The organism is Afifella sp. YEN Y35 (assembly GCF_047553465.1).
In the GTDB taxonomy this organism is placed as follows: domain Bacteria; phylum Pseudomonadota; class Alphaproteobacteria; order Rhizobiales; family Afifellaceae; genus Afifella; species Afifella aestuarii.
This window is the reverse complement of record NZ_CP180203.1, coordinates 736,525-762,399: the sequence shown is the minus strand read 5'-3', so window position 1 is coordinate 762,399 and position 25,875 is coordinate 736,525. Positions and strand designations below refer to the sequence as shown.

The 25,875-nt window shown below is 63.7% G+C and carries 20 protein-coding genes; 10 read left to right on the top strand and 10 right to left on the bottom strand.

What is annotated here, in order from left to right; all coding sequences use genetic code 11:
- The first annotated feature begins 186 nt into the window (after window positions 1-186).
- The 4 genes from purL (at window position 187) to ACK8CP_RS03600 (ending at window position 4,684) form a co-directional block, all read left to right on the top strand.
- Entirely contained in the window at window positions 187-2,418 is a 2,232-nt protein-coding gene (gene purL / locus ACK8CP_RS03615) for a phosphoribosylformylglycinamidine synthase subunit PurL (protein WP_414833373.1), read from the top strand.
- A gap of 107 nt (window positions 2,419-2,525) precedes the next feature.
- Window positions 2,526-2,759, top strand: coding sequence for a BolA family protein (locus ACK8CP_RS03610; RefSeq protein ID WP_092816322.1), 234 nt, complete (start codon window positions 2,526-2,528; stop codon window positions 2,757-2,759).
- A gap of 47 nt (window positions 2,760-2,806) precedes the next feature.
- Complete coding sequence (gene grxD / locus ACK8CP_RS03605) at window positions 2,807-3,136, top strand: Grx4 family monothiol glutaredoxin (protein WP_234628322.1); 330 nt, start codon at window positions 2,807-2,809, stop codon at window positions 3,134-3,136.
- Between the two features lie 312 nt (window positions 3,137-3,448).
- The gene (locus ACK8CP_RS03600) at window positions 3,449-4,684 is read left to right on the top strand and encodes a multidrug effflux MFS transporter (protein WP_414833372.1); all 1,236 of its coding nucleotides are present in this window, start codon (window positions 3,449-3,451) and stop codon (window positions 4,682-4,684) included.
- Between the two features lie 57 nt (window positions 4,685-4,741).
- Here the strand turns inward: ACK8CP_RS03600 and ttcA are convergent, their stop codons facing one another.
- Both ttcA and rpsD read right to left on the bottom strand, forming a co-directional pair.
- Window positions 4,742-5,617 (bottom strand): tRNA 2-thiocytidine(32) synthetase TtcA, encoded by an 876-nt coding sequence (gene ttcA / locus ACK8CP_RS03595; protein ID WP_414833371.1) that lies wholly within the window; start codon window positions 5,615-5,617, stop codon window positions 4,742-4,744.
- Between the two features lie 98 nt (window positions 5,618-5,715).
- Window positions 5,716-6,336 (bottom strand): 30S ribosomal protein S4, encoded by a 621-nt coding sequence (gene rpsD / locus ACK8CP_RS03590; RefSeq protein WP_092816678.1) that lies wholly within the window; start codon window positions 6,334-6,336, stop codon window positions 5,716-5,718.
- A 352-nt stretch (window positions 6,337-6,688) separates the two neighbouring features.
- On the opposite strand from rpsD, the gene ACK8CP_RS03585 reads away from it, so the two are divergent.
- Window positions 6,689-8,038 (top strand): esterase-like activity of phytase family protein, encoded by a 1,350-nt coding sequence (locus ACK8CP_RS03585; RefSeq protein ID WP_414834183.1) that lies wholly within the window; start codon window positions 6,689-6,691, stop codon window positions 8,036-8,038.
- A gap of 81 nt (window positions 8,039-8,119) precedes the next feature.
- On the opposite strand, the gene murI is transcribed toward ACK8CP_RS03585, so the two are convergent.
- A complete protein-coding gene (gene murI / locus ACK8CP_RS03580; RefSeq protein WP_414833370.1) occupies window positions 8,120-8,902 on the bottom strand; it encodes a glutamate racemase in 783 nt (260 codons plus the stop codon).
- 5 nt (window positions 8,903-8,907) lie between these two features.
- Window positions 8,908-9,717 carry an RNA methyltransferase gene (locus ACK8CP_RS03575; protein WP_370642315.1) on the bottom strand — a complete coding sequence of 270 codons (810 nt, stop codon included), beginning with the start codon at window positions 9,715-9,717 and terminating at the stop codon, window positions 8,908-8,910.
- A gap of 477 nt (window positions 9,718-10,194) precedes the next feature.
- Here ACK8CP_RS03575 and ACK8CP_RS03570 point away from each other — a divergent pair, with 477 nt between their 5' ends.
- Window positions 10,195-11,409, top strand: coding sequence for an NADP-dependent isocitrate dehydrogenase (locus ACK8CP_RS03570; protein ID WP_234628325.1), 1,215 nt, complete (start codon window positions 10,195-10,197; stop codon window positions 11,407-11,409).
- A gap of 63 nt (window positions 11,410-11,472) precedes the next feature.
- Here ACK8CP_RS03570 and ACK8CP_RS03565 read toward each other — a convergent pair whose 3' ends face one another.
- Window positions 11,473-12,717, bottom strand: coding sequence for an MFS transporter (locus ACK8CP_RS03565; RefSeq protein ID WP_414833369.1), 1,245 nt, complete (start codon window positions 12,715-12,717; stop codon window positions 11,473-11,475).
- Between the two features lie 133 nt (window positions 12,718-12,850).
- Between ACK8CP_RS03565 and ACK8CP_RS03560 the strand changes: the two genes are divergently transcribed.
- From ACK8CP_RS03560 to ACK8CP_RS03550, 3 genes are all read left to right on the top strand, one after another.
- Complete coding sequence (locus ACK8CP_RS03560) at window positions 12,851-13,660, top strand: AraC family transcriptional regulator (protein ID WP_414833368.1); 810 nt, start codon at window positions 12,851-12,853, stop codon at window positions 13,658-13,660.
- A gap of 126 nt (window positions 13,661-13,786) precedes the next feature.
- Entirely contained in the window at window positions 13,787-15,052 is a 1,266-nt protein-coding gene (locus ACK8CP_RS03555; protein ID WP_414833367.1) for an NnrS family protein, read from the top strand.
- A gap of 149 nt (window positions 15,053-15,201) precedes the next feature.
- Window positions 15,202-15,903: a Crp/Fnr family transcriptional regulator gene (locus tag ACK8CP_RS03550; RefSeq protein ID WP_414833366.1), complete on the top strand. Its 702-nt coding sequence runs from the start codon at window positions 15,202-15,204 to the stop codon at window positions 15,901-15,903.
- 74 nt (window positions 15,904-15,977) lie between these two features.
- Here the strand turns inward: ACK8CP_RS03550 and alaS are convergent, their stop codons facing one another.
- The 5 genes from alaS to ACK8CP_RS03525 all read right to left on the bottom strand — a co-directional run bounded on the left by alaS (window position 15,978) and on the right by ACK8CP_RS03525 (window position 24,076).
- Window positions 15,978-18,647: an alanine--tRNA ligase gene (gene alaS / locus ACK8CP_RS03545; RefSeq protein ID WP_414834182.1), complete on the bottom strand. Its 2,670-nt coding sequence runs from the start codon at window positions 18,645-18,647 to the stop codon at window positions 15,978-15,980.
- 509 nt (window positions 18,648-19,156) lie between these two features.
- Window positions 19,157-20,245 (bottom strand): recombinase RecA, encoded by a 1,089-nt coding sequence (recA, locus tag ACK8CP_RS03540; RefSeq protein WP_128291660.1) that lies wholly within the window; start codon window positions 20,243-20,245, stop codon window positions 19,157-19,159.
- 126 nt (window positions 20,246-20,371) lie between these two features.
- A complete protein-coding gene (locus tag ACK8CP_RS03535) occupies window positions 20,372-21,025 on the bottom strand; it encodes a carbonic anhydrase (RefSeq protein WP_234628330.1) in 654 nt (217 codons plus the stop codon).
- Between the two features lie 120 nt (window positions 21,026-21,145).
- Complete coding sequence (gene cckA / locus ACK8CP_RS03530; protein WP_414833365.1) at window positions 21,146-23,647, bottom strand: cell cycle histidine kinase CckA; 2,502 nt, start codon at window positions 23,645-23,647, stop codon at window positions 21,146-21,148.
- Between the two features lie 222 nt (window positions 23,648-23,869).
- Window positions 23,870-24,076 carry a hypothetical protein gene (locus ACK8CP_RS03525; protein WP_234628332.1) on the bottom strand — a complete coding sequence of 69 codons (207 nt, stop codon included), beginning with the start codon at window positions 24,074-24,076 and terminating at the stop codon, window positions 23,870-23,872.
- Here ACK8CP_RS03525 and ACK8CP_RS03520 point away from each other — a divergent pair.
- A complete protein-coding gene (locus ACK8CP_RS03520; RefSeq protein WP_414834181.1) occupies window positions 24,002-25,843 on the top strand; it encodes a hypothetical protein in 1,842 nt (613 codons plus the stop codon). The two genes, ACK8CP_RS03525 and ACK8CP_RS03520, sit on opposite strands and share 75 nt — an antisense overlap.
- Window positions 25,844-25,875: the final 32 nt, after the last annotated feature.

Here is a 25,875-nt window from a genome sequence, read left to right as displayed (position 1 = left end):
CTTCTAGAATTACATAATCGTTGTGATGTCAAGATGACTGCCGGTCTCCGGAAATCGTGACAACGGTGCTGCCGCCGCCCCAACCGTCAGCACGGGGCCCGTCTGCATGGGGATTTTTCGTAAGGAAGGGTGTGTCGCGCGCCGTCACGCGCTAAGACACGGCGGCCAGAAGCATCAGGCAGAGACATGCATCCACAGAACGCGCCCGAGATCACCGAAGACCTCATTGCCGCCCACGGGCTCAAGCCCGACGAATACGAGCGGATCCTGGAACTGATCGGGCGCACGCCGACGATCACCGAGCTCGGCATCTTCTCGGCCATGTGGAACGAGCATTGTTCCTACAAGAGCTCGAAGAAGTGGCTGAAGACGCTGCCGACGAGCGGACCGCAGGTCGTCTGCGGCCCTGGCGAGAACGCCGGCATCGTCGATATCGGCGATGGTCTCGTGGCCGTCTTCAAGATGGAAAGCCACAACCACCCCTCCTACATCGAGCCCTATCAGGGGGCTGCGACCGGCGTCGGCGGCATCCTGCGCGATGTCTTCACCATGGGCGCACGGCCCGTGGCGGCGATGAACGCGCTGCGCTTCGGCGAGCCGGACCATGAAAAGACGCGCCACGTCGTGGCGGGCGTCGTCGCCGGTGTCGGCGGCTACGGCAATTCCTTCGGCGTGCCGACGGTCGGCGGCGAGGTGAATTTCCATCCCCGCTACAACGGCAATTGCCTCGTCAACGCCTTCGCCCTCGGCATCGCCCGGAAGGACGCGATCTTCTATTCCAAGGCGGAAGGCGTCGGCCTTCCCGTCGTCTATCTCGGCGCCAAGACCGGACGCGATGGCGTCGGCGGCGCCTCGATGGCCTCCGCCGAGTTCGGCGAAGAGACTCAGTCGAAGCGCCCGACGGTCCAGGTCGGAGACCCCTTCACCGAAAAACGTCTTCTGGAAGCCTGCCTGGAACTGATGACGACGGGCGCCGTCGTTGCCATCCAGGATATGGGTGCCGCCGGCCTCACCTGTTCCGCCGTCGAAATGGGGGCGAAGGGAGATCTCGGCATCCGTCTCGACCTCGACAAGGTGCCGACCCGCGAACGCGCCATGACGGCCTATGAGATGATGCTGTCGGAAAGCCAGGAGCGCATGCTGATGGTGCTGCGCCCCGACAAACGCGACGCGGCCGAGGCGGTCTTCAAAAAATGGGGCCTCGACTTCGCCGAGGTCGGCGAAACCACCGACGATCTGCGCTTCCGGGTGTCGCGCTACGGCGAGGAAGTGGCGGACCTGCCGATCAAGGATCTGGGCGACGAGGCCCCGGAATACGACCGTCCCTGGGTGGAGCCTGCCAAGGCCGCGCCGCTCGACCTCGCCTCCATTCCCGCGCCCGGCGATCTCGGCCTCGCCCTCATCCAGATGATGGGCACGCCGGACCTCGCGTCAAAACGCTGGGTGTTTGAGCAATACGACCATCTCGTCCAGGGCAACACCGTCGTGCGGCCGGGCGGCGACGCTGCCGTCGTCCGCATCGACCGGAGCTTCGGCGCGAAGGGCGACAAGGCGCTCGCCCTCTCCTCCGACGTAACCCCACGCTATGTCGAAGCCGATCCCTTCGAAGGCGGCAAGCAGGCCGTTGCCGAATGCTGGCGCAACATCACGGCCGTCGGCGCGACGCCGCTCGCCGTCACCGACAATCTGAATTTCGGCAATCCGGAAAAGCCGGAGATCATGGGCGTCTTCGTGAAGGCGCTGCAGGGCCTGGGCGAGGCCTGCAAGGCGCTTTCCTTCCCGATCGTCTCCGGCAATGTCTCGCTCTACAACGAGACCTCCGGTCAGGCGATCCTGCCGACCCCGACGATCGCCGGCATCGGCCTCCTCGATGACTGGAAGAAGGCGGCCACCATCTCGTTCAAACAAGAAGGTGATGTCATCCTCCTCATCGGCGCGGATACCGAAAGCTGGGGATCAGAACTCGGCCAGTCGATCTATCTGCGAGAGATTTTCGGCCGCGAGGAAGGTGCCCCGCCGCGCGTTGATCTCGCCAGGGAGATGAAGCACGGCGATTTCGTCCGCGGTCTCATTCACGAGGGCACCGTCACCGCCGTGCACGATTGCTCCGATGGCGGGCTTGCCGTGGCGCTTGCCGAAATGGCACTCGCCGGCAATCTCGGAGCCGAAATCGAGGAAGCGCCCGGGCGTGCCGATCGCGCGCTCTTCGGAGAAGATCAGGCTCGCTATGTGGTGACGCTTGAGCCGCAAGAGGCGGAGACAGTCATGCAGGCCGCCGCGAAGGCGGGCGTACCGGCCGTTCAGATCGGCAAAGTGGCGGGCGATGCGCTGACGTTCCGCAATGCCGGCTCGGCCGCCGTCGCCGCGCTTCGCGAAGCCTTCGAAGGCTGGTTTCCCAAATACATGGCGGGGGCCTGAACAGCCCTCCCCATGCGAAAGGCGAGATTGACCTTTCAGGGTCGCCGGATTGACGTTTCAGGGTCGATTGACCACATTCGGCGCATACGCACGAGGAGCAACCAAGAATGCCGATGAATGCAGGGGAGATCGAGCGTCTGATACGCGAAGCATTTCCCGATGCGAGTGTGACGATCAGGGATCTTGCCGGCGACGGCGACCATTTCGCCGCAGAGGTTGTATCCGAAAGCTTTCGCGGCAAGAGCCGCGTGCAGCAGCATCAGATGGTCTATGAGGCGCTCAAGGGAGACATGGGTGGCAAATTGCACGCCCTCGCCCTGCAGACCAGCATCCCGGAATAACCGACGAGACTGCGCGGCCGCGCCCGCAGTCTGGAGGACCAGCGATCATGTCAGCGATCAACGAATGGATCGATAGCCAGGTGAAGTCCAACGATGTCGTCTTGTTCATGAAAGGCACGCCGACCTTTCCGCAATGCGGCTTCTCGGGCCAGACCGTTCAGATCCTCGATTATCTCGGCGTCGCCTACCAGGGCATCAATGTCCTGGAATCCGACGATCTGCGCCAGGGGATCAAGGACTACACCAACTGGCCGACCATCCCGCAGCTTTACGTGAAGGGCGAGTTCGTCGGCGGTGCCGATATCATCCGCGAGATGTTCCAGGCGGGCGAGCTGCAGAACCTGATGGAAGAAAAAGGCGTCGCCAAAGCGGCGTAAGGGCGAGCGGAGGTCGCGCTCGCGCGTCTTCGATCACCGCTCAGCGATGCCTGACGGGAGCTGCGGCTGGATAAGCGAGGCTCCCGATCGCAGGCCAGATCGGGCTGCGGATTATCTCATTTGCAAAGACCGAGCCGGCCAGAAGCCGGCTCTTTCATTTTGAGGCGACCCGCTTCCCGGCGGAGGGAATGGGCATTCGGCACATCCCGTGACCTTGCAGGGGGCCGCCGCCGGCCCTAGAACCCGGTCTCCCAACAATTCTGCCGCACTCGTTCCGCGCGGGACTGCGTCCTGCCCGGGGAGACCGTTTCAATGCCATCCTCCACGCCTGCCGCCTCCCGGCTGACAATTCCCTATGTCGAGTTCGTCGCCCTCGCCGCCTCGATGATGGCGCTCAATGCCATGGCGATCGACATCATTCTGCCGGCCCTCGACAACATCGCAGGCAGCTTTTCCATCGCGGATCAGAACTCCAGGCAATTCGTCGTCACGGCCTTCGTGGTGGGCTTTGGCATCGCCCAGCTCGTCTTCGGTCCACTGGCCGACCGCTTCGGCCGCCGTCCGATCCTGCTCGCGGGCCTCGTGATTTATGTCGTCGGGGGCACGGCCTCGGCGCTCGCGCCCGATTTCGGCATTCTGCTCGCCTGCCGGACGGTGCAGGGAATGGGCGCGGCCGCAACCCGCGTCGTCGCAATCTCCGTGGTGCGCGACACCTTCGGCGGACGGCAGATGGCGAGCCTCATGTCGCTCGTGATGATGGTCTTCATGGCCGTGCCGATCTTTGCGCCGACCCTCGGCCAGCTCGTGCTCTTCGTCGCAAGCTGGCACTGGATCTTGTTCTTCACGGCAATCTTCGGCGCCATCGTCCTGCTGTGGTCTGGAATGCGCCTGCCCGAAACGCTTGCCGACGAGAACCGCCGCCCTCTCAACGGGCGCAAGGTCATCGAGGCCTTCCGCATCGTGCTCACCAACCGGCAGGCCTTCGGCTACGCCTTTGCCACGGCTCTCGCCTTCGGCGGCTTGTTCTCCTACCTCAATTCGTCGCAACAGATCTTTGTCGAGGTCTTTGGCCTAGGCCCCTGGTTTCCCGTGGCTTTCTCCGGCAGCGCCGTCCTGATCGCGGGCGCCTCGTTCGCCAATTCCCGCCTTGTCGGCCGTTTCGGCATGCGCCGCCTCGCTCACACGGCGCTGATCAGCTTCTGCGCCTTGAGCTTCGTCACGGCCATCCTGTCGGTCATTTATGCTGGCCCGATGCCGTTCTGGCTGTTTTTTCCGCTGATCAGCGCAGCCTTCTTTTTCTTCGGCTTCGTCGGCACCAATTTCAACGCACTCGCCATGGAGCCGCTCGGCCATGTCGCCGGAACGGCCTCCTCCGTGCTCGGCTTCATGCAGACCTTCGGCGGCGGCTTTTTCGGGGCGTTCGTGGGCTACCTTTACAATGGCAGTGTCACGCCCTTCGCCTTCGGTCTCACCATTCTTTCTGGTTTGGCGATCGCGACCGTGCTCGTCGCCGAACACGGCGTTCTGTTTCGCCAGCGCTATTCGTAACGAGAAAGCGCGCAGAACCGAGCGCGCAATAGCCTGAGCGCAAGAAGCGCCCCTCACTTACAAAGCGGCGAAATCGAAGCGGGTTGGATCGTGCAGATGCGAGGGACGCAGATGCGCGAGGGCTCGCAGCATGTTCGCCTTGGTGCCGGGCCGCTCGCGCTCCCATTCTGCCAGGATGTCTTTCACCCGCTGGCGCTCCAGCCCGTCCTGCGATCCGCAGAGATTGCACGGGATGATCGGCGCTTCGAGGCCCGCAGCGAAACGCTCCAGATCCGCCTCGGCCGAGCGAATGAGCGGCCTCAGCACCAGGAGATCGCCCGCGTCGTTCTTGAGCTTCGGTGGCATCGAGGAAAGCCGGCCGCCGTTCAGCATGTTCATGACGAAGGTTTCGAGCGCGTCTTCCCGGTGATGGCCGAGAACGACGGCCTGACAGCCTTCCTCGCGCGCGATCCGGTAAAGATGACCGCGCCTGAGGCGTGAGCACAGCGCGCACATGGTCTGCCCCGGCGCGATCTTCTCCGTCACCACCGAATAGGTGTCGCGCCGCTCGATCCTGTAGGGAATGCCGTGTCGCTCGAAATAGTCGGGCAGGATCCCGGCTGGGAAACCCGGCTGGGCCTGATCGAGATTGCAGGCGAGCAGATCGACCGGCAAAAGCCCGCGCCATTTGAGGTCGAGAAGCACGGCAAGGAGCGCGTGCGAATCCTTGCCGCCGGACACGCAGACGAGCCACCGGGCGCCCTCTTCGACCATCCCGTAGGTCGAGAGCGTCTCGCGCACTTCGCGCAGGAGCCTTTTGCGCAGCTTCTTGAAGGCGACGCTGCCCGGCGCATTGCGGAACAGCGGATGTGTCGCTTCCGAAGCCTCCTCGGGCTCGGGCTGAGGCGCAGCCCCATCCAGCACGTCGCCAATATCGTCCAGAACGTCGGTCATCGCCGCACCTTCACCGAAGCCGACCCCTCGCTCAAGCCCATGGATACAAAAAGGGCCGCCCAAAGGCGGCCCTTGAAAAGCTTTGTGATCGCAACCGTTTACTGGCGTGAATAGAACTCGACCACGAGGTTCGGCTCCATCGTCACCGGATACGGCACTTCGGAGAAGGCCGGCACGCGGGTGAAGGTGGCCGTCATCTTGTTGTGGTCGGCATCGATGTAATCCGGCACGTCACGCTCGGCGAGATCGGTCGCCTCGAGCACGACAGCGATCTGCTTGGAGCGCTCGCGCACTTCGATCACGTCGCCCGGCTTGCAGCGATAGCTCGGGATGTTGACCTTCTGGCCGTTGACGCGGACATGGCCGTGATTGACGAACTGGCGCGCCGCAAAGACCGTCGCCACGAACTTCGCGCGGTAGACGATCGCGTCGAGACGGCTCTCCAGAAGGCCGATCAGCTTCTCCGAGGTGTCGCCCTTCAGGCGCGCGGCCTCGTCGTAAATCTTGCGGAACTGCTTTTCACGGATCTCGCCGTAATAGCCCTTCAGCTTCTGCTTGGCGCGCAGCTGCACACCGAAGTCCGAAAGCTTCGACTTGCGGCGCTGGCCGTGCTGGCCCGGGCCGTACTCACGCTTGTTGACTGGGCTCTTCGGGCGACCCCAGATATTTTCGCCCATGCGGCGATCAAGTTTGTACTTGGCGCTCTGGCGCTTGCTCATAACGCTGATATCCTTACCGTTTCGCGTTTCGAAACGCGCCCTCCTCTGCCGCCCGTGCCGCACATGCGGACAAACGACTGACAGGGGCTCGGCGAAGCGCTCGCCGAAATTCCGATCCGAACAAGAGTTGGCGGAAGTGACCCCACGGGTGCGGGCCCCGCGCGCTGAAAGCGCCGAGCCGCGGCTCACTTATGGGTTTTATCGCCTGCTGTCAAACACCAACCGCGGCGGCGAGCCTTCCTGGGCCCTTCATCGTCGCTTCATCCGCCCGTCAACGGCCTGCAACGAAAGCCGTCTTCATGGAAGAGCCTGGCGCGCCCAGGCGCACCCGAACTGAGAGGCCCCATTGATGATGCGCACATTCCTTCTGGCGGCAACCGCGTCCGCCGCCCTTCTGAGCGACGCGAACGCGCAGGAGAAGGCGTTCCCGGCGAAGCTCGAAGCGCATGCCGTGCTGCCGGCAGCCACTTTCGTCGAGCCGCCGAAGGACGCTCCGGCGAGCCTCGCCACCTCCGCAAAGTTCACCTCCTCCGATTTCCATCGCGCCGGCGACACAAAGGTCGCGGGCAAGGACGGCACGCGACCGACCGGCCTCGACATGCCGTTCGACGGCCAGCCGATCCAGGGTTTTTCCGGCATCAAGAAAATGGACGACGGCACCTTCTGGTCGCTCTCCGACAACGGTTTCGGCTCCAAGATCAATTCGGCCGATGCGGCCTTGATGATCCATCATCTGTCGTTCGACTGGGACGCGAACAAGGTGAACCGGCTCGACACCGTCTTCCTGTCCGACCCGAACGGGGTGGCGCCCTTCCCGATCGTCAACGAGGGCACGGAAACCCGCTATCTGACCGGTGCCGATTTCGACGTCGAATCGATCCAGCCGGTCGAAAACGGCTTTTGGATCGGCGAGGAGTTCGGCCCCTATCTCCTCAAATTCAACACGGACGGAGAACTCGAGACGCTCGTCGAGACGAAAATCGGCGACAAACCGGTCACCTCGCCGGACAATCCCTTCCTGCGCCTGCCTGGCAATCCGGCGACCGAAATGCCGGCCTTCAATCTGAAGCGCTCCGGCGGTTACGAAGGTCTCGCCTCCTCGCCCGACAAGTCGAAGCTCTACGGTCTGCTGGAAGGTCCGGTCTATGTCGACGGCGAAGTCGAAAAGGTCGACGGCCATCCGGCATTGCGCATCATCGAATTCGATGTGGCGAAGGGCGAATGGACCGGCCGCTCCTGGCTCTATCCGCTGGCCGAGGGCGGCGAGGCGATCGGCGACTTCAACATGATCGACGACACGCACGGCCTCGTCATCGAGCGCGACAACGGCGCCGGCTCATCCGACGAGGCTTGTGACGACCCGAAGTCGACGGCAACCGACTGCTTCGCCAATCCGGCCAGGCTGAAGCGCATCTACAAGATCGAGATGACCGACGAGATGGAAGGCGGGCCTGTCCGCAAGATCGGCTACATCGACCTTCTCAAGATCGATGACACCGACGGCAAGAAGGTGCAGGGCGGCGGCAAAGGCTTTTACGACATGCCTTTCGTGACGATCGAGAATGTGGATGTGGTCGACCCGACGCATATCATCGTCGGCAACGACAACAACCTGCCCTTCTCGGCGGGCCGATCCCTGAACAAGGCCGACGACAACGAATTCGTGCTCCTGGACGTCGGCGATTTCCTCAAAGCCGAATAATCCCCTTTTGAAGCCGAGCAATCGGCATCGCCGGCGCGTCCGTCTCCCTGCGGGCGTGCCGGCGAAAAATGCCGCCCAGACTTAAGCTGGAGCCAATCGATACTGCCGCAGGATCTCTAACACCGGCGCCGGTACTGGCCGGCCGCTCGTAAATGCGGCACTCCCCGGCCCGCTATCCACCCGGCGGCCTTCCAGAACACTCGCCAGCCGACGCGCAATGGCCGGTGCGGGATCGATGAAACACACCGCCCATGGCGCATGCCGATCGAAAAGATCGGCCAGGAACGGATAATGCGTGCAGGCGAGGACGACCATATCGGTGCGCCTCCCCTCGAGCTCCACGAAGCATGGTTCGATCTGCTCTGCGAGCGCCCGCTCGTCGATCCCTTCGCCCCGCATCCGCGCTTCGGCGAAAGCCGCCAGCAACGGCGCACCGACGAGCCGCACATGAACGAGCGAGGCGAATTTTCGGATGAGGTCACGCGTATAATCGCGCCGCATCGTGCCGGGCGTCGCAAGCACCGCGATGATCCCGGTCTTGGTCTGTTCGGCGGCCGGCTTGATCGCCGGGACCGTACCGACGAACGGAATGTCGTATCGGGCCCGCAGCGCCGGCAGAACGAGCGTCGACGCCGTATTGCAGGCAATGACGACCGCCGTCGGGCGATACTGGGCGATGAGGCGCCCCATCAGCTCGACGATATGCGTGCGCAGCTGGTCGTCTTCCCAATCCCCGTAGGGAAAGGCTGCATCGTCGGCCACATAGACGAGACGGATGCGAGGTATTTGTTGGCTGATCGCCCGAACGACGGAAAGTCCGCCGAGGCCGGAATCGAACACCAGCACCGGGCCGGCGTCATGCATTCTCGTCACTCATCCTCTTCGCCGGCCGCTCTCGCGATATCGCGCTTGGTTTTGCGGCCCTCGAGCGCGGCCACCACGCCGCGCAACGCACGGATTTCGGTGGTCGTGAACCCTGGCCTCTGCAGCATGGCGCGCAGATTGCGGACCATCACAGGGCGCTTTTCTTCGGTGCGATAATAGCCTGTCGGCTCGAGCGCGCTCTCCAGATGCTCCATCAAACCGACCAGCTCCGCTTTCGGCGCCGGCATCTCATCGAGCTCCGGAAGCCCCGCACGCGTCGGAAGCTCGCCCTCGCCGAGGCCGGATTGCAGCCATTCGTAGCTCATCAGAAGCACGGATTGCGCCAGATTGAGGGAAGCGAAACTCGGATTGACGGGAAACGTCACGATCTTGTCGGCATAGGCGATCTCTTCGTTGACGAGCCCCCAGCGCTCGCGACCGAACAGGAGGCCGGTCTCCTGACCGAGGCTTTCGTGTTCGCGCAAGGCGGCCGCCGCCTCGCGCGGACCCAGAACCTCTTTCGGAATCTCGCGCGTGCGGGCTGTGGTCGCGAGCACGAAGCGAAGCTCTGCGACCGCATCCGCGACATTGTCATAGACCCGGACCGCCTCGATCACATGATCGGCCCGGCTTGCCGCGGCGCGCGCCTTTTCGTTCGGCCAGCCGTCGCGTGGCGCAACGAGGCGCAGATCGGACAGGCCGAAATTCGCCATCGCCCGGGCCACCATGCCGATATTCTCACCAAGCTGCGGCTCGACGAGGATGATCGCAGGCCCAGGGACTTGGGTGATTTTTGCCCCGCTTTCGCCGCTCACGCGCCCCTCCTTTGACCCAATGGGCCAAGAAATCCGCGGAACCATGTCGCAAAGCAGGAATTGTCACCGCAAAGCTGAATTGAACGCACACTGAGAGAGGGCATGATGCGAAGCATTATCTATATCGTTGGTCTGATCGTCGTCGTCGTGGCGGTTCTGTCGCTGCTCGGCCTCGCCTGAGCGGCACCTTCGACGCAACAGCGCTTATAAGCCTCAACAGCCACGGAGCCACCCGCCATGCGCAATATTGTCTACCTCGTTGGACTGATCGCCATCGTCATCATCATCCTCTCTCTTGCGGGTCTCGTATGACCTGAACGGGGCAGGCTCGCGACGAGCCTCATGAGAGAATCGATTTCTCGCCCTTCGCCGTGTTTGCGCGGCGAAGGGCGTTTGCTATACGCCCGTTGATCTGAATGTGCGGAAAAGCCGCTCCGGCCCCTCGCACAGCACCGAGCAACGCAGACAGGAAAATCCATGGCGAAGATCAAGGTGGAGAACCCCGTCGTCGAACTCGACGGCGACGAGATGACACGGATCATCTGGCACTACATCAAGGACAAGCTCATCCACCCCTATCTCGACCTCGATCTCCAGTACTACGATCTCGGTATCGAGAACCGTGATGCCACCGAGGATCAGGTGACGGTGGATGCGGCCGAGGCGATCAAGAAGGTCGGGGTTGGCGTCAAATGCGCCACGATCACGCCGGACGAAGCCCGTGTCGAAGAATTCGGCCTCAAGAAAATGTGGCGTTCCCCGAACGGCACGATTCGCAACATTCTGGGCGGCGTCGTCTTCCGTGAGCCGATCATCTGCTCGAACGTCCCGCGGCTCGTCCCGGGCTGGACGAAGCCGATCGTCATCGGCCGCCACGCTTTCGGCGACCAGTACAAGGCGACGGATTTCGTCGTCCCGGGCGCCGGCAAGCTGACGATGCGCTGGGAAGCCAAAGACGGGTCCGATTCGCAGGAATACGAGGTGTTCGATTTCCCCGGCGGCGGCGTCGCCATGGGCATGTACAACCTCGACGAATCGATCCGCGATTTTGCCCGCGCCTCCCTCAATTACGGTCTGATGCGCGGCTACTCGGTCTATCTTTCGACCAAAAACACGATCCTCAAGGCCTATGACGGCCGCTTCAAGGACCTCTTCCAGGAAACCTACGAGGCCGAGTTCAAGGAGAAGTACGAGGCGCGCCAGATCACCTACGAGCACCGGCTGATCGACGACATGGTCGCGGCGGCGCTGAAATGGTCCGGTGGCTTCGTCTGGGCGGCAAAGAACTACGACGGCGACGTGCAGTCCGACACCGTCGCGCAGGGCTTCGGCTCCCTCGGCCTGATGACCTCTGTGCTGATGACGCCGGATGGCAACACGGTCGAAGCGGAGGCCGCACACGGCACCGTCACCCGGCACTTCCGCCTGCATCAGCAGGGCCGCGAGACCTCGACCAATTCGACGGCTTCGATCTTCGCCTGGAGCCGCGGTCTCGCGCACCGCGCCAAGCTCGACGACAACAAGGAGCTGAAGCACTTCGCCGACACGCTCGAACGGACGGTGGTCAACACCATCGAATCGGGCGCCATGACGAAGGACCTTGCCCTGCTCGTCGGCCCCGACCAGCCGTGGCTCTCGACGACCGGCTTCCTCGACAAGATCGACGCCAATTTGCAGAAGGCCATGGGCTGACAGCCCAGTCTTTCTGACAGGTTGAAGGGCGGCGGCGAGCCGCCCTTTTTCTTTGGGGGCTCGTCAGCGCTCTGACGCGTTGGACGAGAGGCGGGCTTCCAGACGCGCCCGGCGCCGTCCTTCCGCATCCGGCAGGAAGGCTGCAAGAAAGCCCATCGCCGGCAGAAAAGCGCAGATCTTGTAGACGAACTCGATGCTCGTCCAATCGGCGAGAGCCCCCACCAGCGCGGCCCCGATCCCGCCCAGGCCGAAGGCGAGGCCGAAGAAGAGGCCGGAGACCATCCCGACACGCCCGGGCATCAATTCCTGCGCATAGACGACGATCGCGGAGAAGGCCGACGAGAGAATGAGGCCGATCAGAACGCTGAGGACGGCGGTGGCGGGAAGCCCGACATAGGGCAGAACGAGCGTGAAGGGCAGAACGCCGGCGATCGATGTCCAGATCACCGCCTTGCGCCCGATGCGGTCGCCCACCGGCCCGCCGATCAACGTGCCCGCCGCCACAGACGCGAGGAACACGAACAGGTAGAGCTGCGCCTCGCCCTGCGGCAACCCGAAGCGATGCATCAGGTAGAAGACGTAATAGCTCGTGAAGCTCGCGAGATAGAAATATTTCGAGAGGATCAGACCGAAGAGGAGTGCCAGCGCACGCGCGATCTCGCGACGGCCGAGCCCGCTCTCTTCGCCACTGCCCCGCCGCGCCACCGGTCGGCGCTCGGCATGACGCTTGTACCAGCCGCCGAGCCGCGTCAGCACGATGATCCCGCACAGCGCCACGAGCGCAAACCAGGCGATGCTCTCCTGCCCGCGCGGAAGAACGAAAAACGCGACGACGATGGGACCGAGCGAGGCGCCGGCATTGCCGCCGACCTGGAAGATCGACTGTGCGAGCCCGTGCGCGCCGCCGGAGGCGAGACGTGCCAGACGCGACGATTCCGGATGAAAGATCGAGGAACCGATGCCGAGAAGCGCGCTGCCGACAAGAAGGCCCGGATAGCTCGACGCGAAGGCGAGCGCGAGGAGGCCGCACAACGTGGAGCTCATCCCGACAGGTAGCGAATAAGGCTGCGGCCGGCGATCGGTATAGAGACCGACGAGTGGCTGCAGCATCGACGCGGTCGCCTGATAGGTGAGCGTCAAAAGGCCGAGCTGCGCAAAGCTCAAGTCGAACTCCGACTTGAAGATTGGATAGGCCGCAATCACCAGCGACTGCATCATGTCGTTGAGAAGATGGCAGAAGCTCGCCGCGCCCAGCACCGCAAAGGCGGTACCGCCGGAACCGGAACGGGAGGCAGTGACGGAGGTCATTCAAGGGGCCTTTCGAGCCTGTGCGGATTTCAGCCGGCGACTGCCGGCTTTTGGGGAGACCGCCTAGCAAGCCCCATCGACGGCGGCCCGCCACCGCATTAGGGTCATTGTCCTACGAGACTGGGCCACGATCTTGAAAAATCCTCCCCTTCTCCCTTTCGCGGATGACATTCCGCGCCGCGTGATCGCTCTCGGCACCGAGTATCGGGACGGCCAGATCATCGCGCCGCACAATCATCGCAGAGGCCAGCTCCTCTACGGCTCGACCGGCGTCGTGATGATGGTCACCCGCGACGGAGCCTGGGTGATGCCGCCCGAGCGCGGCATGTGGATCCCGCCTCAGGTGATCCATGAGGTTCACATGCTGGGTCGAGTGAAGATCCAGAGCCTCTATCTCCTCCCCGAGGCCGCCGAAGCGATGCCGGCCCGCTGTCAGGTCGTCGGCATCTCGCCTCTCATGCGCAACCTCCTCGCCGAAGCGGTGGCCCTGCCGCGGCACGGCGAGCTCGACGAGCGGGACGCCGCGCTCATGCGGCTCGTCGAACACGAAATGCACCGCCTGCCGGCCTTGCCGCTGTCGCTCCCCCTGCCCAAGACCGACCCTTTGCTGCGGCTCTGCCGCGCCTTCCTGCTTCATCCGACGCCGCACAGCACGATCGATGAATGGAGCGAAGCTCTCAGCCTGTCGCGGCGGAGCTTCACCCGCCTTTTTCGCCGTGAGACGAGCTTGAGTTTCGTCGCCTGGCGCCAGCAGGCCTGTCTGATGGCGGCCTTGCCGCGGTTGGCCGCCGGCGAGGCCGTGACGGCCGTCGCGATCGATCTCGGCTATGACAATCCAGCCGCCTTCACGACGATGTTCAAGCGCGTTCTCGGCACGCCGCCCCGAACCTATCTGGAGCGTCAGGCGGCTCCCGCCGAAGGAAACCTCAGCGCCACGAACTGAGAGAGCGGCGAGAGGTCGTCGTGAGTGCTCCCTGTCCGATCCGACCTCCCCTTCCGCAATTTGCCGAAGCGCAAAGACGTTCTGTCCGCTCCCGCTACTCTTGGCGCAAGCAAGCGAGAGACGATCATGTGCCCGATCACCGACAGGATTAACGCCACCCTCATCGACCGTTCCGTTCCGCGGCGCGAGCGGGCGGAGGGCGTCAGCAACAAAGACACGCGTGGCCGCAGTCTCGACGTCGCCCCCATCCTGTCTTACGGCTTCCGGCCCTTCTTTTTCGCCGGCACACTCTTCGCTGGCCTCGCCATTCCGTTCTGGCTGTGGATGTATTTTGCAGGCGGGAGCCCCATGGGCCCGTTCGACGCGCTCTCGTGGCACGAGCACGAGATGATCTTCGGCTATGTCGGAGCCATCATCGCCGGCTTCATTCTGACGGCCGTGCCCAACTGGACGGGCCGCCTCCCTTTGAGCGGAAAACCGTTGCTCGGCCTCGTTGCGCTTTGGCTTCTCGGGCGCGTCGCCTCAGCCTTCGTGGCCATGCCTGCGCTCGCGTTTGCGCTCGACCTCGCCTTTCCCCTGGCACTCGCATTTGCCATCGTCCGCGAAGTCGTTGCCGGCAAGAACTGGAAGAACATGCCGGTCGCCGTCATTCTTTCCGTGTTCGCGCTCGCCAACGCGCTTTTCCATGCAGAGGCCGCAGGGTTCCTCTCCTCCGGCTACGCCGTGCGTCTCGCTCTCGGCCTAATCGCACTTCTCATCGCCCTCATCGGCGGTCGCGTAACCCCGAGCTTCACCCGCAACTGGCTCGTGAAGAATGGCGACAAAAATCTGCCCGCGCCTTTCGGCCGGATCGACAAGATCGCCCTCCTCGCAACGCTCGCCGCCATCCCCGCCTGGGTCGTCTTCCCCTATGCCCCCGTGACCGGCATCCTCTGGCTGGCGGCAGGCCTCCTTCTCGGTCTGCGCCTGTCGCGCTGGCGCGGACACGCCACCTTCGGCGAGCCAATCGTCTTCGTCTTGCATCTCGGCTATCTCTGGCTCGCTATCTCGCTCGTCCTCGTCGGCGGCTCCATTCTTGCACCGACGCTGATCACGCAGAGCGCCGCCATTCATGCTTTGACGGCCGGCGCGATCGGCACCATGACGCTCGCCATCATGACGCGCGCAAGCCTCGGCCATACGGGCCGCGCGATCCACGCGGACCGCTGGACGCGGGCGCTCTATGGAGCCGTCAGCCTAGGCGCCGTCCTCCGAATCGCCGCGACCTTCGCGATCGGCCTCTATGCCGCGCTCATCACGCTCGGCGGCCTCGTCTGGAGCCTCGCCTTTCTCGCCTTCGCGCTCCGCTACGCACCGATCCTCTGGGGACGACGCCGACACGCGACGCCGTGAGGCCGTCAAACGAGCGGTGTTCCCCTCGCCTGCCCCCGCATTGTCTTCCGGTGCCGCAGAACTTCTTCGCGAACCGCTTTTCCTCCGCCGCTCAAGCCGTTTAGAACGGAGACCGGCACTGCGTTCCGCGGTTTGCGAGGGAGACCTGTTTGCCCGCTCTCGATCGGTCGCTCATCCAGGATCTGCCGCTCTTTGCAGGGCTGCAGCCGGATGATCTCGACGTCATCCTCAAAACGGCTCGCTCCGCCCGCTATCCCCGCGAGACGACGATCTTCGAGCAGGAGGCAGAGGCGCATTCCTTCCATCTTCTCCTGAACGGGCATGTGCGCGTGGTCCGCACCACGCCCGGCGGCGACCAGGTGATCACCCGCTACATCAACGACGGAGAGCTCTTCGGCATCGCGCCGGCGATTGGCCGCAAATCCTATCCGGCCAGCGCCGTGGCCGCCGTCGATTGCGTGGTGCTGACCTGGCCGACCCATCTCTGGGCCGATTTTGCGGCGCGTTTTCCGGCCTTTGCCGACAACGCCTCGCGCACGGTCGGCGCGCGCCTGCAGGAAACTCAGGCCCGCGTCGTGGAAATGGCCACCCAGCAGGTCGAGCAGCGCGTGGCGCAGGCGCTTCTGCGCCTCACCGAACAGGCCGGACGCCCGACCGAAGACGGCGTGGAAATCGATTTCCCGATCACCCGTCAGGATATTGCGGAGATGACCGGCACCACGCTTCACACGGTAAGCCGGCTCCTCAGCGCCTGGGAAGAGACAGGTTTCGTCAAGAGCGGGCGCCAGAAGGTGGCGATCGTCGACCAGGAAGGTCTTCGGCAAATCGCCGAAAACCGCCGTCACAAATAGTCTGACGGCAACAGCCTGAAAGACGGGGCGGCGATCTTCAACGGCGCCGCGCCCGCCCTTTTAACAAAACAGGCCTATGCCGCGAGTTCTTCGACCCGCGCGGTGATCGCCGCGAGTGCGGCTTCGGCCTGGCCGGCATCCGGACCACCGGCCTGCGCCATATCCGGGCGCCCGCCACCGCCTTTGCCGCCCAGGGCCTCAGACCCGAGCCGCACCAGGTCGATGGCGTTGAACTTGTCCGTCAGATCGCTCGTGACGCCGACGGCGAGACCCGCTTTGCCGTCGTTGACACCCACGATGGCGACGACGCCGGATCCGACGGCCTGCTTGCCCTCATCGACGATGCCGCGCAGATCCTTGAGCGCGACGCCTTCGACGAGGCGCGCCATCAGCTTGATCGAGCCGATTTCTCTGACGGGCTCCGCGCCCGCCTTGCCGCCGCCCATGGCCAGCTGCTTCTTCGCTTCCGCGAGCTCGCGTTCGAGCCGCCTGCGCTCTTCCATGAGACCGTCGACACGCTCGACAAGCTCTTCCGGGCGCACCTTGAGACGAGCGGCGAGATCCTTCACGCGCCTGTCCTGCTCGGCGAGATAGCGGCGTGCCGCCTCGCCCGTCAGAGCCTCGACGCGGCGCACGCCCGCGGCAACCGCCCCCTCACTCAACACCTTTACGAGGCCGATTTCGCCCGTCGCGCCGACATGCGTGCCGCCGCAAAGCTCCACCGAATAGGGTTTCGTCTCGCCGCCATTCTCGCCGACTTCCGTGCCCATGGAGACGACCCGCACTTCATCGCCGTATTTCTCGCCGAAGAGCGCCATGGCCCCGGCGGAAATCGCCGCTTCGCGATCCATCAGCCGCGTCGTCACCGGCGCATCCTGCAAGATGACGGCATTGGCACGGTCCTCGACGAGCCGCAGCTCCTCCTCGCTCATCGGTTTCGGATGCGAAAAATCGAACCGCAGCCGGTCAGGAGCCACGAGAGAACCCTTCTGAGCCACATGCGGACCGAGCGTGTCACGCAGCGCCTTGTGCAGAAGATGCGTCGCCGAGTGGTTGGCGCGGATCGTCGTACGGCGCTTGCCTTCGATGATCATGCGGACATTGTCGCCGACGGAGAGCCTGCCCTCCTCCATCCGCCCGAAATGCACAAAAAGCCCGTCCGCCTTCTTCTGCGTATCCTCCACGCGAAAGACGCCGCCCGCCTCACTGCGAATGACGCCGGTGTCGCCGACCTGGCCGCCCGATTCGCCATAAAACGGCGTCTGGTTGACCACCACCGCGCCCGCATCGCCGGCATCGAGCTCGGACACGCGCTCACCCTCCTTGACGAAACCAAGGGTGACGGCCTCCGCCGTTTCCGTGCCGTAGCCGAGGAATTCGGTGGCGCCATGCTCTTCCTTGAGCGCCATCCAGACTTCTTCCGTCGCAGCCTCGCCGGATCCGGCCCAGCTTGCCCGAGCCTCGGCACGCTGGCGCTCCATCGCATCGTTGAAGCCGGTGAGATCGACGCTGATGCCGCGGTTCTTGAGCGCATCCTGCGTCAGGTCGAGCGGAAATCCATAGGTGTCATAGAGCTTGAAGGCGGTCTCGCCGTCGAGCATGTCGCCTTTGTGAAGCGAGCCCGCCGCCTCGTCGAGAAGGCTCAGCCCGCGCGACAGCGTACGCTGAAAACGGCTCTCCTCCAGACGTATCGTCTCGGTGATGAGAGCCTCCGCGCGCATCAGCTCCGGATAGGCGCCCCCCATCTCGCGCATGAGGGTCGGGACCAGCGAATAGATCACCGGCTCCTCGGCGCCGAGAAGATGCGCGTGCCGCATCGCCCGCCGCATGATGCGGCGCAGCACGTAGCCCCGCCCATCGTTCGACGGCAGCACACCGTCTGCGATCAAAAAGCTCGTCGCCCGCAGATGATCGGCGATCACGCGGTGGCTCGCACGGTTCTCCAACGTCGCCTTGGCGCGCGTCGCCCCTTCCACGGCCTCGATCAGATGCCGGAAGAGGTCGATATCGTAATTGTCGTGCACGCCCTGCAGAACGGCCGCGATTCGCTCGAGCCCCATGCCCGTATCGATCGACGGTCGCGGCAGGTCGTGGCGCTCTCCGCCCGCCACCTGCTCGAACTGCATGAAGACGAGGTTCCAGATTTCGATGAAGCGGTCGCCATCCTCGTCGGGCGAGCCCGGAGGCCCTCCGGGGATCTCGGCACCGTGATCGTAGAAAATCTCCGAACAGGGGCCGCAGGGTCCCGTCTCGCCCATCTGCCAGAAATTGTCCGAGGTCGCGATACGGATGACCTTTTCTTCAGGCAGACCCGCAATCTTGCGCCACAGCGAGAACGCCTCTTCGTCGTCGGCATAGACGGTGACGAGAAGCCGCTTCGGGTCGAGCCCGAATTCCTTGGTGACGAGGTTCCAGGCAAGCTCGATCGCGCGCTCCTTGAAATAATCCCCGAAGGAAAAATTCCCGAGCATCTCGAAAAAGGTGTGATGGCGCGCCGTGTACCCGACATTGTCGAGATCGTTGTGCTTGCCGCCCGCCCGCACGCATTTCTGCGAGGTGACTGCGCGCTGATACGGAGCCTTCGCCCGCCCCGTGAAGAAGTCCTTGAACGGGACCATGCCCGCATTGGTGAACATCAAGGTCGGGTCGTTGCGGGGCACGAGCGGGCCGGAAGCGACGATCTCGTGGTCGTGCTTGGAAAAATAGTCGAGGAACGCAGAGCGGATCTCGTTGACGCCGATCATCTGGCGAAACACCTGTGGTTGGACCTCATGGCCACCGAACATCTACGGCCGGCACCGAAGTAATGGAATTTCCGGGCTGTCGTCGGGTCACCACCGTCACCGGATCACCGAAAGCCCGCAGGCGGTGGTTTTAGCGATGGGCCAGAGAACTGTCCACATGGCTCGACCCGGCGCCAAACGACATCGGAACGCCGCAAGCCGTGCAACTCATGCGTCAGTCAGAGACGCCGCCGCAAATGCCCGCTCTCGTCCCGTGAGAAGCCGACCAGCCGCAAACATCGGCGTCCATCGGCCGCGCCCGACCTCTCGTGACATTCCGGACGGTCCGCCCCTGCCGACCTCACCAGAAAAGCCACACGGGCGAAAACAAAAAGACCGAAGATGCAATAGCCCAAAATACCAGAAAGCCCGCCAGAAGCGGGCTTTCCAGAAACACAAATATTGCTCACTCATCCCGGGCCCGCTCGCCCATCTCGGCGAAGCGATGAGGATAAAACGACGAGCCTGCCTCAGGCCTTCGCTGCCTTGCCACCCTCATCCTCCTGGCGCGGGCCATCCAGAAGCTCGTCTGCAATGAGACCGGCGTTCTCGCGGATCGCCTTTTCAATGGCGTTGGCGACGTCCTCGTTTTCACGCAGGAAGTTCTTCGCGTTTTCCCGGCCCTGACCGAGACGCTGGCTGTCGTAAGAGAACCAGGATCCGGACTTTTCGACGATCCCGGCCTTCACCCCGAGATCGAGCAGCTCGCCCGTATGGGAAATGCCTTCGCCATACATGATGTCGAACTCAACCTCCCGGAATGGCGGCGCGAGCTTGTTCTTCACCACCTTGACCCGGGTCTGGTTGCCCACGACCTCGTCGCGGTCCTTGATGGCACCGATCCGGCGAATATCGAGGCGCACGGAGGAATAGAACTTCAAGGCATTGCCGCCCGTCGTCGTTTCCGGGCTGCCGAACATGACGCCGATCTTCATGCGGATCTGATTGATGAAGATGACCATCGTATGCGAGCGCGAGATCGAGGCCGTCAGCTTTCTGAGCGCCTGGCTCATCAGCCGCGCCTGCATGCCGGGCAACGAATCGCCCATCTCGCCTTCGAGCTCGGCGCGCGGCGTAAGGGCCGCGACCGAATCGACGACAAGCACGTCGATGGCGCCAGACCGCACCAGCGTATCGGCAATTTCGAGTGCCTGCTCGCCGGCATCCGGCTGCGAAATCAGGAGATCATCGAGTTTGACGCCGAGTTTGCGCGCATAAATCGGGTCGAGTGCATGCTCGGCATCGATAAAGCCGCAGATACCGCCCTTCTTCTGCGCCTGCGCCACGGTGTGCAGCGCCAGCGTCGTCTTGCCCGAGGATTCCGGCCCGTAGATCTCGACCACACGCCCGCGCGGCAGACCGCCGACACCGAGCGCGATATCAAGTCCGAGCGAACCGGTCGGGATCGTGGCAACCTCGACGACCTGCCCCTCCTGGCCGAGCCGCATGATCGACCCCTTGCCGAAGGAGCGCTCGATCTGGCTGAGAGCAGCGTCCAGAGCCTTGGTTCGATCCATGGATTCTTTGCCTCCTTCGACTACGCGCAACGGATTCGCCATCGGACTATCCTCTAAAGTTCAGCGGATGACCACCCGCTCCTCAGAGAATTTCGTACTCTATTTGTTCTATAGCGTCAACACCGCCGGATCCCCTCTCGGCAGGTCAAAAGACGCGCGCCGGAAAGCCTACTTTCCCGGCGCTGCGGCACCTACGGGCTCGAAGACGTCGCTGTCTGGACGCCGCACCATCAAAAGTCCGGTCGCCACCGCAAAATAGGCCGCATGGAGTTGGAGCGAGCCCTCTTCCACGCGCCGTTGCACGAACGGAAACGTCATCAGATTGTCGAGCGTCTTCACCGCCGACACCTGCTCGAGCCGCTGCAGGTAGTCGTCGAGAGGCGCCGCATCGCGCGGGCCGAGCTCTTCGGCGGCCGGTGCGATCAAAGACATCCACTTGCCGATGAAGTCGCCGGGGGAAAGCGGTCCCACCTCATCGTCGGCGAAAGCCCGGATGCCGCCGCAGCGGGCATGTCCGAGAACGACGATGTGCTTCACCTTCAAAGCCTCGACGGCGAATTCGATCGCCGAGGAAACACCGTGCTGCGAAGCCGACGGAGAGTAAGGCGGCACGAGATTGGCCACATTGCGGACCACAAAAAGCTCGCCGGGCCGGGCATCGAAGATGACTTCCGGCGAAACCCGCGAATCGCAGCAGCCGATGACCATGATCTCCGGGCTCTGCCCGACCTCTGCGAGCTCGGCATATTGATGCTGCTCGATGGGCAGCCGGCCATCGCGGAACGATTGATAGCCCTGAAGGAGACGCTCGGGAAAACGCATGTGACACACCTCTCGGCCGGCGGATTCGCCGAAAACATATGAACAGGCAAGGGAGAACGTCAGCTCACCCTATCCGCCCCCATCCAATCGAACGGCCTCCGCCCGGCACCTTTCCGCCCGTTAAGGCTGCAGGACACGCTTCACCGTGATCGCCAGATCCTTGAGCGAGAACGGCTTCGGGAGGAAGTGGAAGTCCTCGTTCTCGGGCAGATGCCGTGCGAAAGCGTCCTCGGCATATCCGGAGACGAAGATGATCTTCAAGGCGGGATTGGTCTTGCGCAGCTCTTTCAGGAGCGTCGGCCCGTCCATCTCGGGCATGACGACGTCGGACACGACGAGATCGATGGCGCCGTCCATGTCCTTCATGATGCGAAGCGCCTCCGGTCCGGACGCGGCCTCGTGCACCTCGTAGCCGCGCGCGGCGAGCGCGCGAGAGGCGAAGGCGCGCACGGCCTCTTCGTCTTCGACGAGGAGGATCGTGGCGCTGCCGGTGAGATCGGTCGGCTCGGACTTTGGCGAGGCCACCTCCTCCTCCGCTTCCCGCTCCGCCACATAGCGCGGGAGAAGCAGCGAAAAGGTCGTGCCTTTTCCAAGCTCGCTGTCGACGAAGATGAATCCGTCCGTCTGCTTGATGATGCCGTAGACCGTGGAAAGGCCGAGGCCGGTTCCCTTGCCGATCTCCTTCGTCGAAAAGAACGGTTCGAAGATCTTTTCCATCACCTCCGGCGTCATGCCGGTGCCGGTGTCGGTGATCTCGATCAGCACATAATCGGCGGGCCGGAATCCGTCCTGGCGGAAGCGATGACTCTCGGCCTCCTCCAGATTGCTGGCGCGGATCGTGAGCATGCCGCCGTTCGGCATGGCGTCGCGCGCATTGACGGCGAGATTGACCACCACCTGTTCCAGCTGGTTGAGGTCCGCCTTGACGGGCCACAGCCCACTCTTGTGATCCGTCTTGAGCTCGACGGTCTCCCCGAGGAGGCGATCCAGCAGCACGGTGAGATCCGACAACACTTCTTCGAGGCGAATGACGCGTGGCTGCAGCGTCTGCCGGCGGGAGAACGCCAAGAGCTGCCGCACCAGACCCGCGGCACGATTGGCGTTCTGCTTGATGTTCATAATGTCTTCGAACGCCGGGTCGGACGGCCGATGGTTCGACAAAAGCAGGTCGGAAAAGCCGATGATGGCGGTCAGCACATTGTTGAAGTCATGCGCGATGCCACCGGCGAGCTGTCCGACCGCCTGCATCTTCTGGCTCTGCGCGAACTGCGCCTCGAGCGCCCTCTGCTCGGTCGTCTCAAGCGCATAAACGATCGCCGCGTCCTCGCCGGGCTCGCCTTCGACGATCGGGCTGACGAAGAAGCGCGCACTCCTTTCCTCGTCGCTCTCAAACTGCGCGTCGACCGGAGAAATATCGCTTTGACCGTTGATCGCCGCATGCAGGGCGGCCTTGAGCGCAGGGCGGTCGGCGGCCTTCACCACGCTCGTCAGCTCGATGCGGGCGGGACCGCTCTTGCGGAAGAGTTTCAGGAACCGCGCATTCGAAAGATTGATCGCTCCGCTATGGTCGACGGAGGCGATCGCCATCGGCGTGTTGTTGAAGAAGCGCGTGAACCGCCGTTCGGCCGCAAGCCCGGCATCCCCGTCGGCAAGCCCCACTTCCAGAACGAGCGTGCGCGAGGCGCCCACCGTGCCGTCGGCCGAAACCGGCACGCGGTGCAGCAGACGCACGGGTTTGCGTGTCCCGTTCGCCCGAACGAGGTCGATTTCGAGCCGCTCCGTCGCGGTTTCGCCGCGCTGACCCGAAGCCTCCAGAACCGACAGGCTCTCGGCCGTGACGAAATCGCCGATCTCTGCCGCCCCCGGCTCGAAATCCGCAAGATCGATGCCGAGCCACTCCGCCAAGGTGGCATTGACATATCGGATGCGGCCGTCCGGCTGCATCGAGAAGAAACCTGCGGGAGCATGATCGAGATAATCGATCGCGTTCTGCAGTTCCTGAAAAATGTTCTCTTGATGCTCCCGCTCGCGCGTGATGTCGGAGATGAGCCACAAAGCGAGCTCCGGGCGCCCGGCAATCGGGTTCACCTTGACCCGGTACCAGCGCGCCGAACCGGACTGCCCGCCGATCCCGCCCGGCATGCGGATCTCTTCCATCGCCCGACGGCCTTTTTCGGCGGCTCCGGAAAGGCGATAGATCGCCTCCGAAGCATCGGGGCTTTCCGCGAAAAGCCGCTCGATGGAGCGCAGATCGCCGCTCTCCTCACCATAGAGGCGATAATAGGCACGGTTGGCCTTGATGGCGCCCGCAGCGCTGTCGGCGATCAGCGCACCCTCGCCGATCGCCTCGAACAGCTGTTCGGGAAGACCCGGCACGCGCGTGTCGGCGACCCGAGAGCGCACGAAGCGGATGAGGCCCCCGGCCGCCATGAACAGGCACATGACGCCGACGGTTGAAAGGATACCGAGGCACACGAGCACAACGGTATCGGTCCATTCCGGCGGGACGAAGAGGTAAGAGCCTGCCACGACGAGAAGTCCGAGCGACAAGAGGAAAATACGAATCATGCTGTCGCGCCGCTCTCCGGCTTCTGCAGCCTCGGTGCTCTGCCTGTCTGCCATGGGATCGCTGGTTACGGCCATTAAGTGAGATTAGCCGATTCGGCGAACCACGCCGCAGGCCTTTGCATGACTTGTGACAGCCTTGACGAGAGCTCGCAACTGACTCGCAAGGCACAGCTTCGTTTGAAAAGCCTTAATATCCGGGCTATCGTGCCATATCGACCGCGTGGGTTGAGTGTAGCGTAAGTCAAGGAGGCGTCCATGCGCGGTTTAACCGATCTTTCAACAGGGGCATTTGCGGGCCCCATTCTCCTCGCCATAGCCGTCCTTCTCGTCATCCTGGGACTTGTCGTCTGGATCACCCGGCGCGGCATCGTTCCGGGGCGCGGCGCCGGTGCGCAGCGGGTTTCCCGGCTGCAGGTCATGGAAACGCACGCCGTCGACCAGAAGCGCCGCCTGCTGCTGATCCGGCGCGACCAGGTTGAACATCTCGTGATGATCGGCGGCCCGGCGGACATCGTCGTCGAATCGCAGATCGTGCGCGGCCGGCCGACGGCTCAGCCGACACCCCGACGGCCAGGCGGTCCTTCGGTTGCTCCGCAGATGCCAGACTACCAAGCGTCGCATCGCCCGCCCGCACCGACCAGTGGCGAGTATCCCCCCACATCGAGTGCACCGCAGCCGATGGCGCAGATTCCTGTTTCCCCGGCCGAATCCCGCGCCCCATCGCCCGCCCTCGGACGAGCCTCAGGAGATGGGCCCGGATATGGCCCCAAACACGGCCCCGGACATGGCGTTGCGCAGGCAGCGCCGCTTGCGCCGAACCTTTCGAGGCCACGCCCAGAGGCGGCAGAGGTTTCGGAAGCTGAAGCGGAACCGGTTCGCACGAGGCGCGCCGTGCCTGAGGCCTATCGCTTCGGAATGGACGAGGACGACAGCCCGGCTCCCTCCTCGGCAGAGCTTTCAAGCAGGACCGCGGACGCCAGGGCAGAGCCGCGTCGTGACGGGACCGTTGCGAAAGACCGCGAGACAAGGAATGCGCCGGCCCAGACCCTCCCGGCAGGCGCCTCGAAAGACGAAACCAAGGCCGCGCAAGAGACACCCTTCGGCGACATGCCGCCGGCACTCAGGGCGCGGATGCTTTCGGGTCTGTTCAGTCCCGCCCCGAAACCGGGACAGCCGGTGCCGGACGAGACGCCGGCGGTTCAGGCGCCCTCCAACACCCTTCCGTTTGCAAAGCGTGCTGTCCCGCAGCAGGACAAAGCTCCAGTCAGCAGAGCATCCGCCGACCTGGAACCGGCAGAGCAGGAACCGGCCGACCCGAAACCGGAGCTGGTGGCGACCCCTCAGGAAACCGCAGCGATCGAAAAGGCGACCGTCAGCTTCTTCCAGAACATCCGCCGGGTTTCGAAGGAAGCAACCGAAGAGGTCGCCCCGGCCAAGACCGAGACGTCGCAGCCCGATACCCGCTCGCTTGAAGAGGAAATCGGCGAGGCTTTCGGCGAGATCGCGGCCCAGCGCAGCGACGCGGCCGATGCGAGACCGGCTGGAGCAGACCGCTCCGCGCTCAACGTTCCCCCTGCCCTCAACGAGGATCAGGGAGAGGCACAGACGACCACCGCTCATGTGACCTGGCCGACGATTTCCTTGGCCGGAGAAAAAGGGGAAGGCACTCCTGTCGGACTGACCGAGGCCCAGAGCCCGAGAGATGCACAAAGCCCGAGAGATGCACAAAGCCCGAGAGATGCCCAAAGCCCAAGAGATGAACGTCCGCAGCCAACGACGATTGCAGACATCGCAAGTCAGCTGGAAAGCGCACTGTCCGACCATGTGACGGCGCGCATTCCCGCGAGCGAACAGGTGACGGCGGGTGCGCAACCGGAAGGCCCGGGCGTTTCACCAGCAAAACCTGAGACGGTTTCGAAGGCCGAAAGCGGCGGCGACGACATCTCGGTGACGGCAACAGCGCCGGAAATCCACCGGGACGACGATCGCATCGAAACAAGGCTCGAACCGGAAGCGCCTGCGATCGCGTCAGCCCCCCTCTCCGCCCCGTCAGAGATGCGAGAGATCCCAGGTCAGAAAAGCGACGAGAATCAGCGGGAGCGTCGCTCGACCGCCAATCTTGAAAACGACGAATCGGCGAGCGTCGTGGCCTTCGAGCCGAAGCGCAAATGGGCGTCGGAGCAGGAACAGCTCGAAGACGAGATGGCGCGCCTTTTGGGCGAGCTGACAGGCGATCTGAAGAACCGTTGAGCCCTGGACGCCCGCAAGGGTGCCCGCGCTGT

What these genes read in the sequence shown, in the direction of transcription:
- ACK8CP_RS03585 (WP_414834183.1), top strand. Translation starts at nt 6,689, where the DNA reads ATGCGCACATTCCTTCTGGCGGCAACCGCGTCCGCCGCCCTTCTGAGC.
- alaS (WP_414834182.1), bottom strand. Translation starts at nt 18,647, where the DNA reads ATGATCGGCGTCAACGAGATCCGCTCTGCGTTCCTCGACTATTTTTCC.
- ACK8CP_RS03610 (WP_092816322.1), top strand. Translation starts at nt 2,526, where the DNA reads ATGCCGATGAATGCAGGGGAGATCGAGCGTCTGATACGCGAAGCATTT.
- recA (WP_128291660.1), bottom strand. Translation starts at nt 20,245, where the DNA reads ATGGCGAATCCGTTGCGCGTAGTCGAAGGAGGCAAAGAATCCATGGAT.
- ACK8CP_RS03535 (WP_234628330.1), bottom strand. Translation starts at nt 21,025, where the DNA reads ATGCGTTTTCCCGAGCGTCTCCTTCAGGGCTATCAATCGTTCCGCGAT.
- ACK8CP_RS03525 (WP_234628332.1), bottom strand. Translation starts at nt 24,076, where the DNA reads ATGTTCAACCTGGTCGCGCCGGATCAGCAGCAGGCGGCGCTTCTGGTC.
- murI (WP_414833370.1), bottom strand. Translation starts at nt 8,902, where the DNA reads ATGCATGACGCCGGCCCGGTGCTGGTGTTCGATTCCGGCCTCGGCGGA.
- ACK8CP_RS03600 (WP_414833372.1), top strand. Translation starts at nt 3,449, where the DNA reads ATGCCATCCTCCACGCCTGCCGCCTCCCGGCTGACAATTCCCTATGTC.
- rpsD (WP_092816678.1), bottom strand. Translation starts at nt 6,336, where the DNA reads ATGAGCAAGCGCCAGAGCGCCAAGTACAAACTTGATCGCCGCATGGGC.
- purL (WP_414833373.1), top strand. Translation starts at nt 187, where the DNA reads ATGCATCCACAGAACGCGCCCGAGATCACCGAAGACCTCATTGCCGCC.
- grxD (WP_234628322.1), top strand. Translation starts at nt 2,807, where the DNA reads ATGTCAGCGATCAACGAATGGATCGATAGCCAGGTGAAGTCCAACGAT.
- ttcA (WP_414833371.1), bottom strand. Translation starts at nt 5,617, where the DNA reads ATGACCGACGTTCTGGACGATATTGGCGACGTGCTGGATGGGGCTGCG.
- ACK8CP_RS03555 (WP_414833367.1), top strand. Translation starts at nt 13,787, where the DNA reads ATGTGCCCGATCACCGACAGGATTAACGCCACCCTCATCGACCGTTCC.
- ACK8CP_RS03570 (WP_234628325.1), top strand. Translation starts at nt 10,195, where the DNA reads ATGGCGAAGATCAAGGTGGAGAACCCCGTCGTCGAACTCGACGGCGAC.
- cckA (WP_414833365.1), bottom strand. Translation starts at nt 23,647, where the DNA reads ATGGCAGACAGGCAGAGCACCGAGGCTGCAGAAGCCGGAGAGCGGCGC.
- ACK8CP_RS03565 (WP_414833369.1), bottom strand. Translation starts at nt 12,717, where the DNA reads ATGACCTCCGTCACTGCCTCCCGTTCCGGTTCCGGCGGTACCGCCTTT.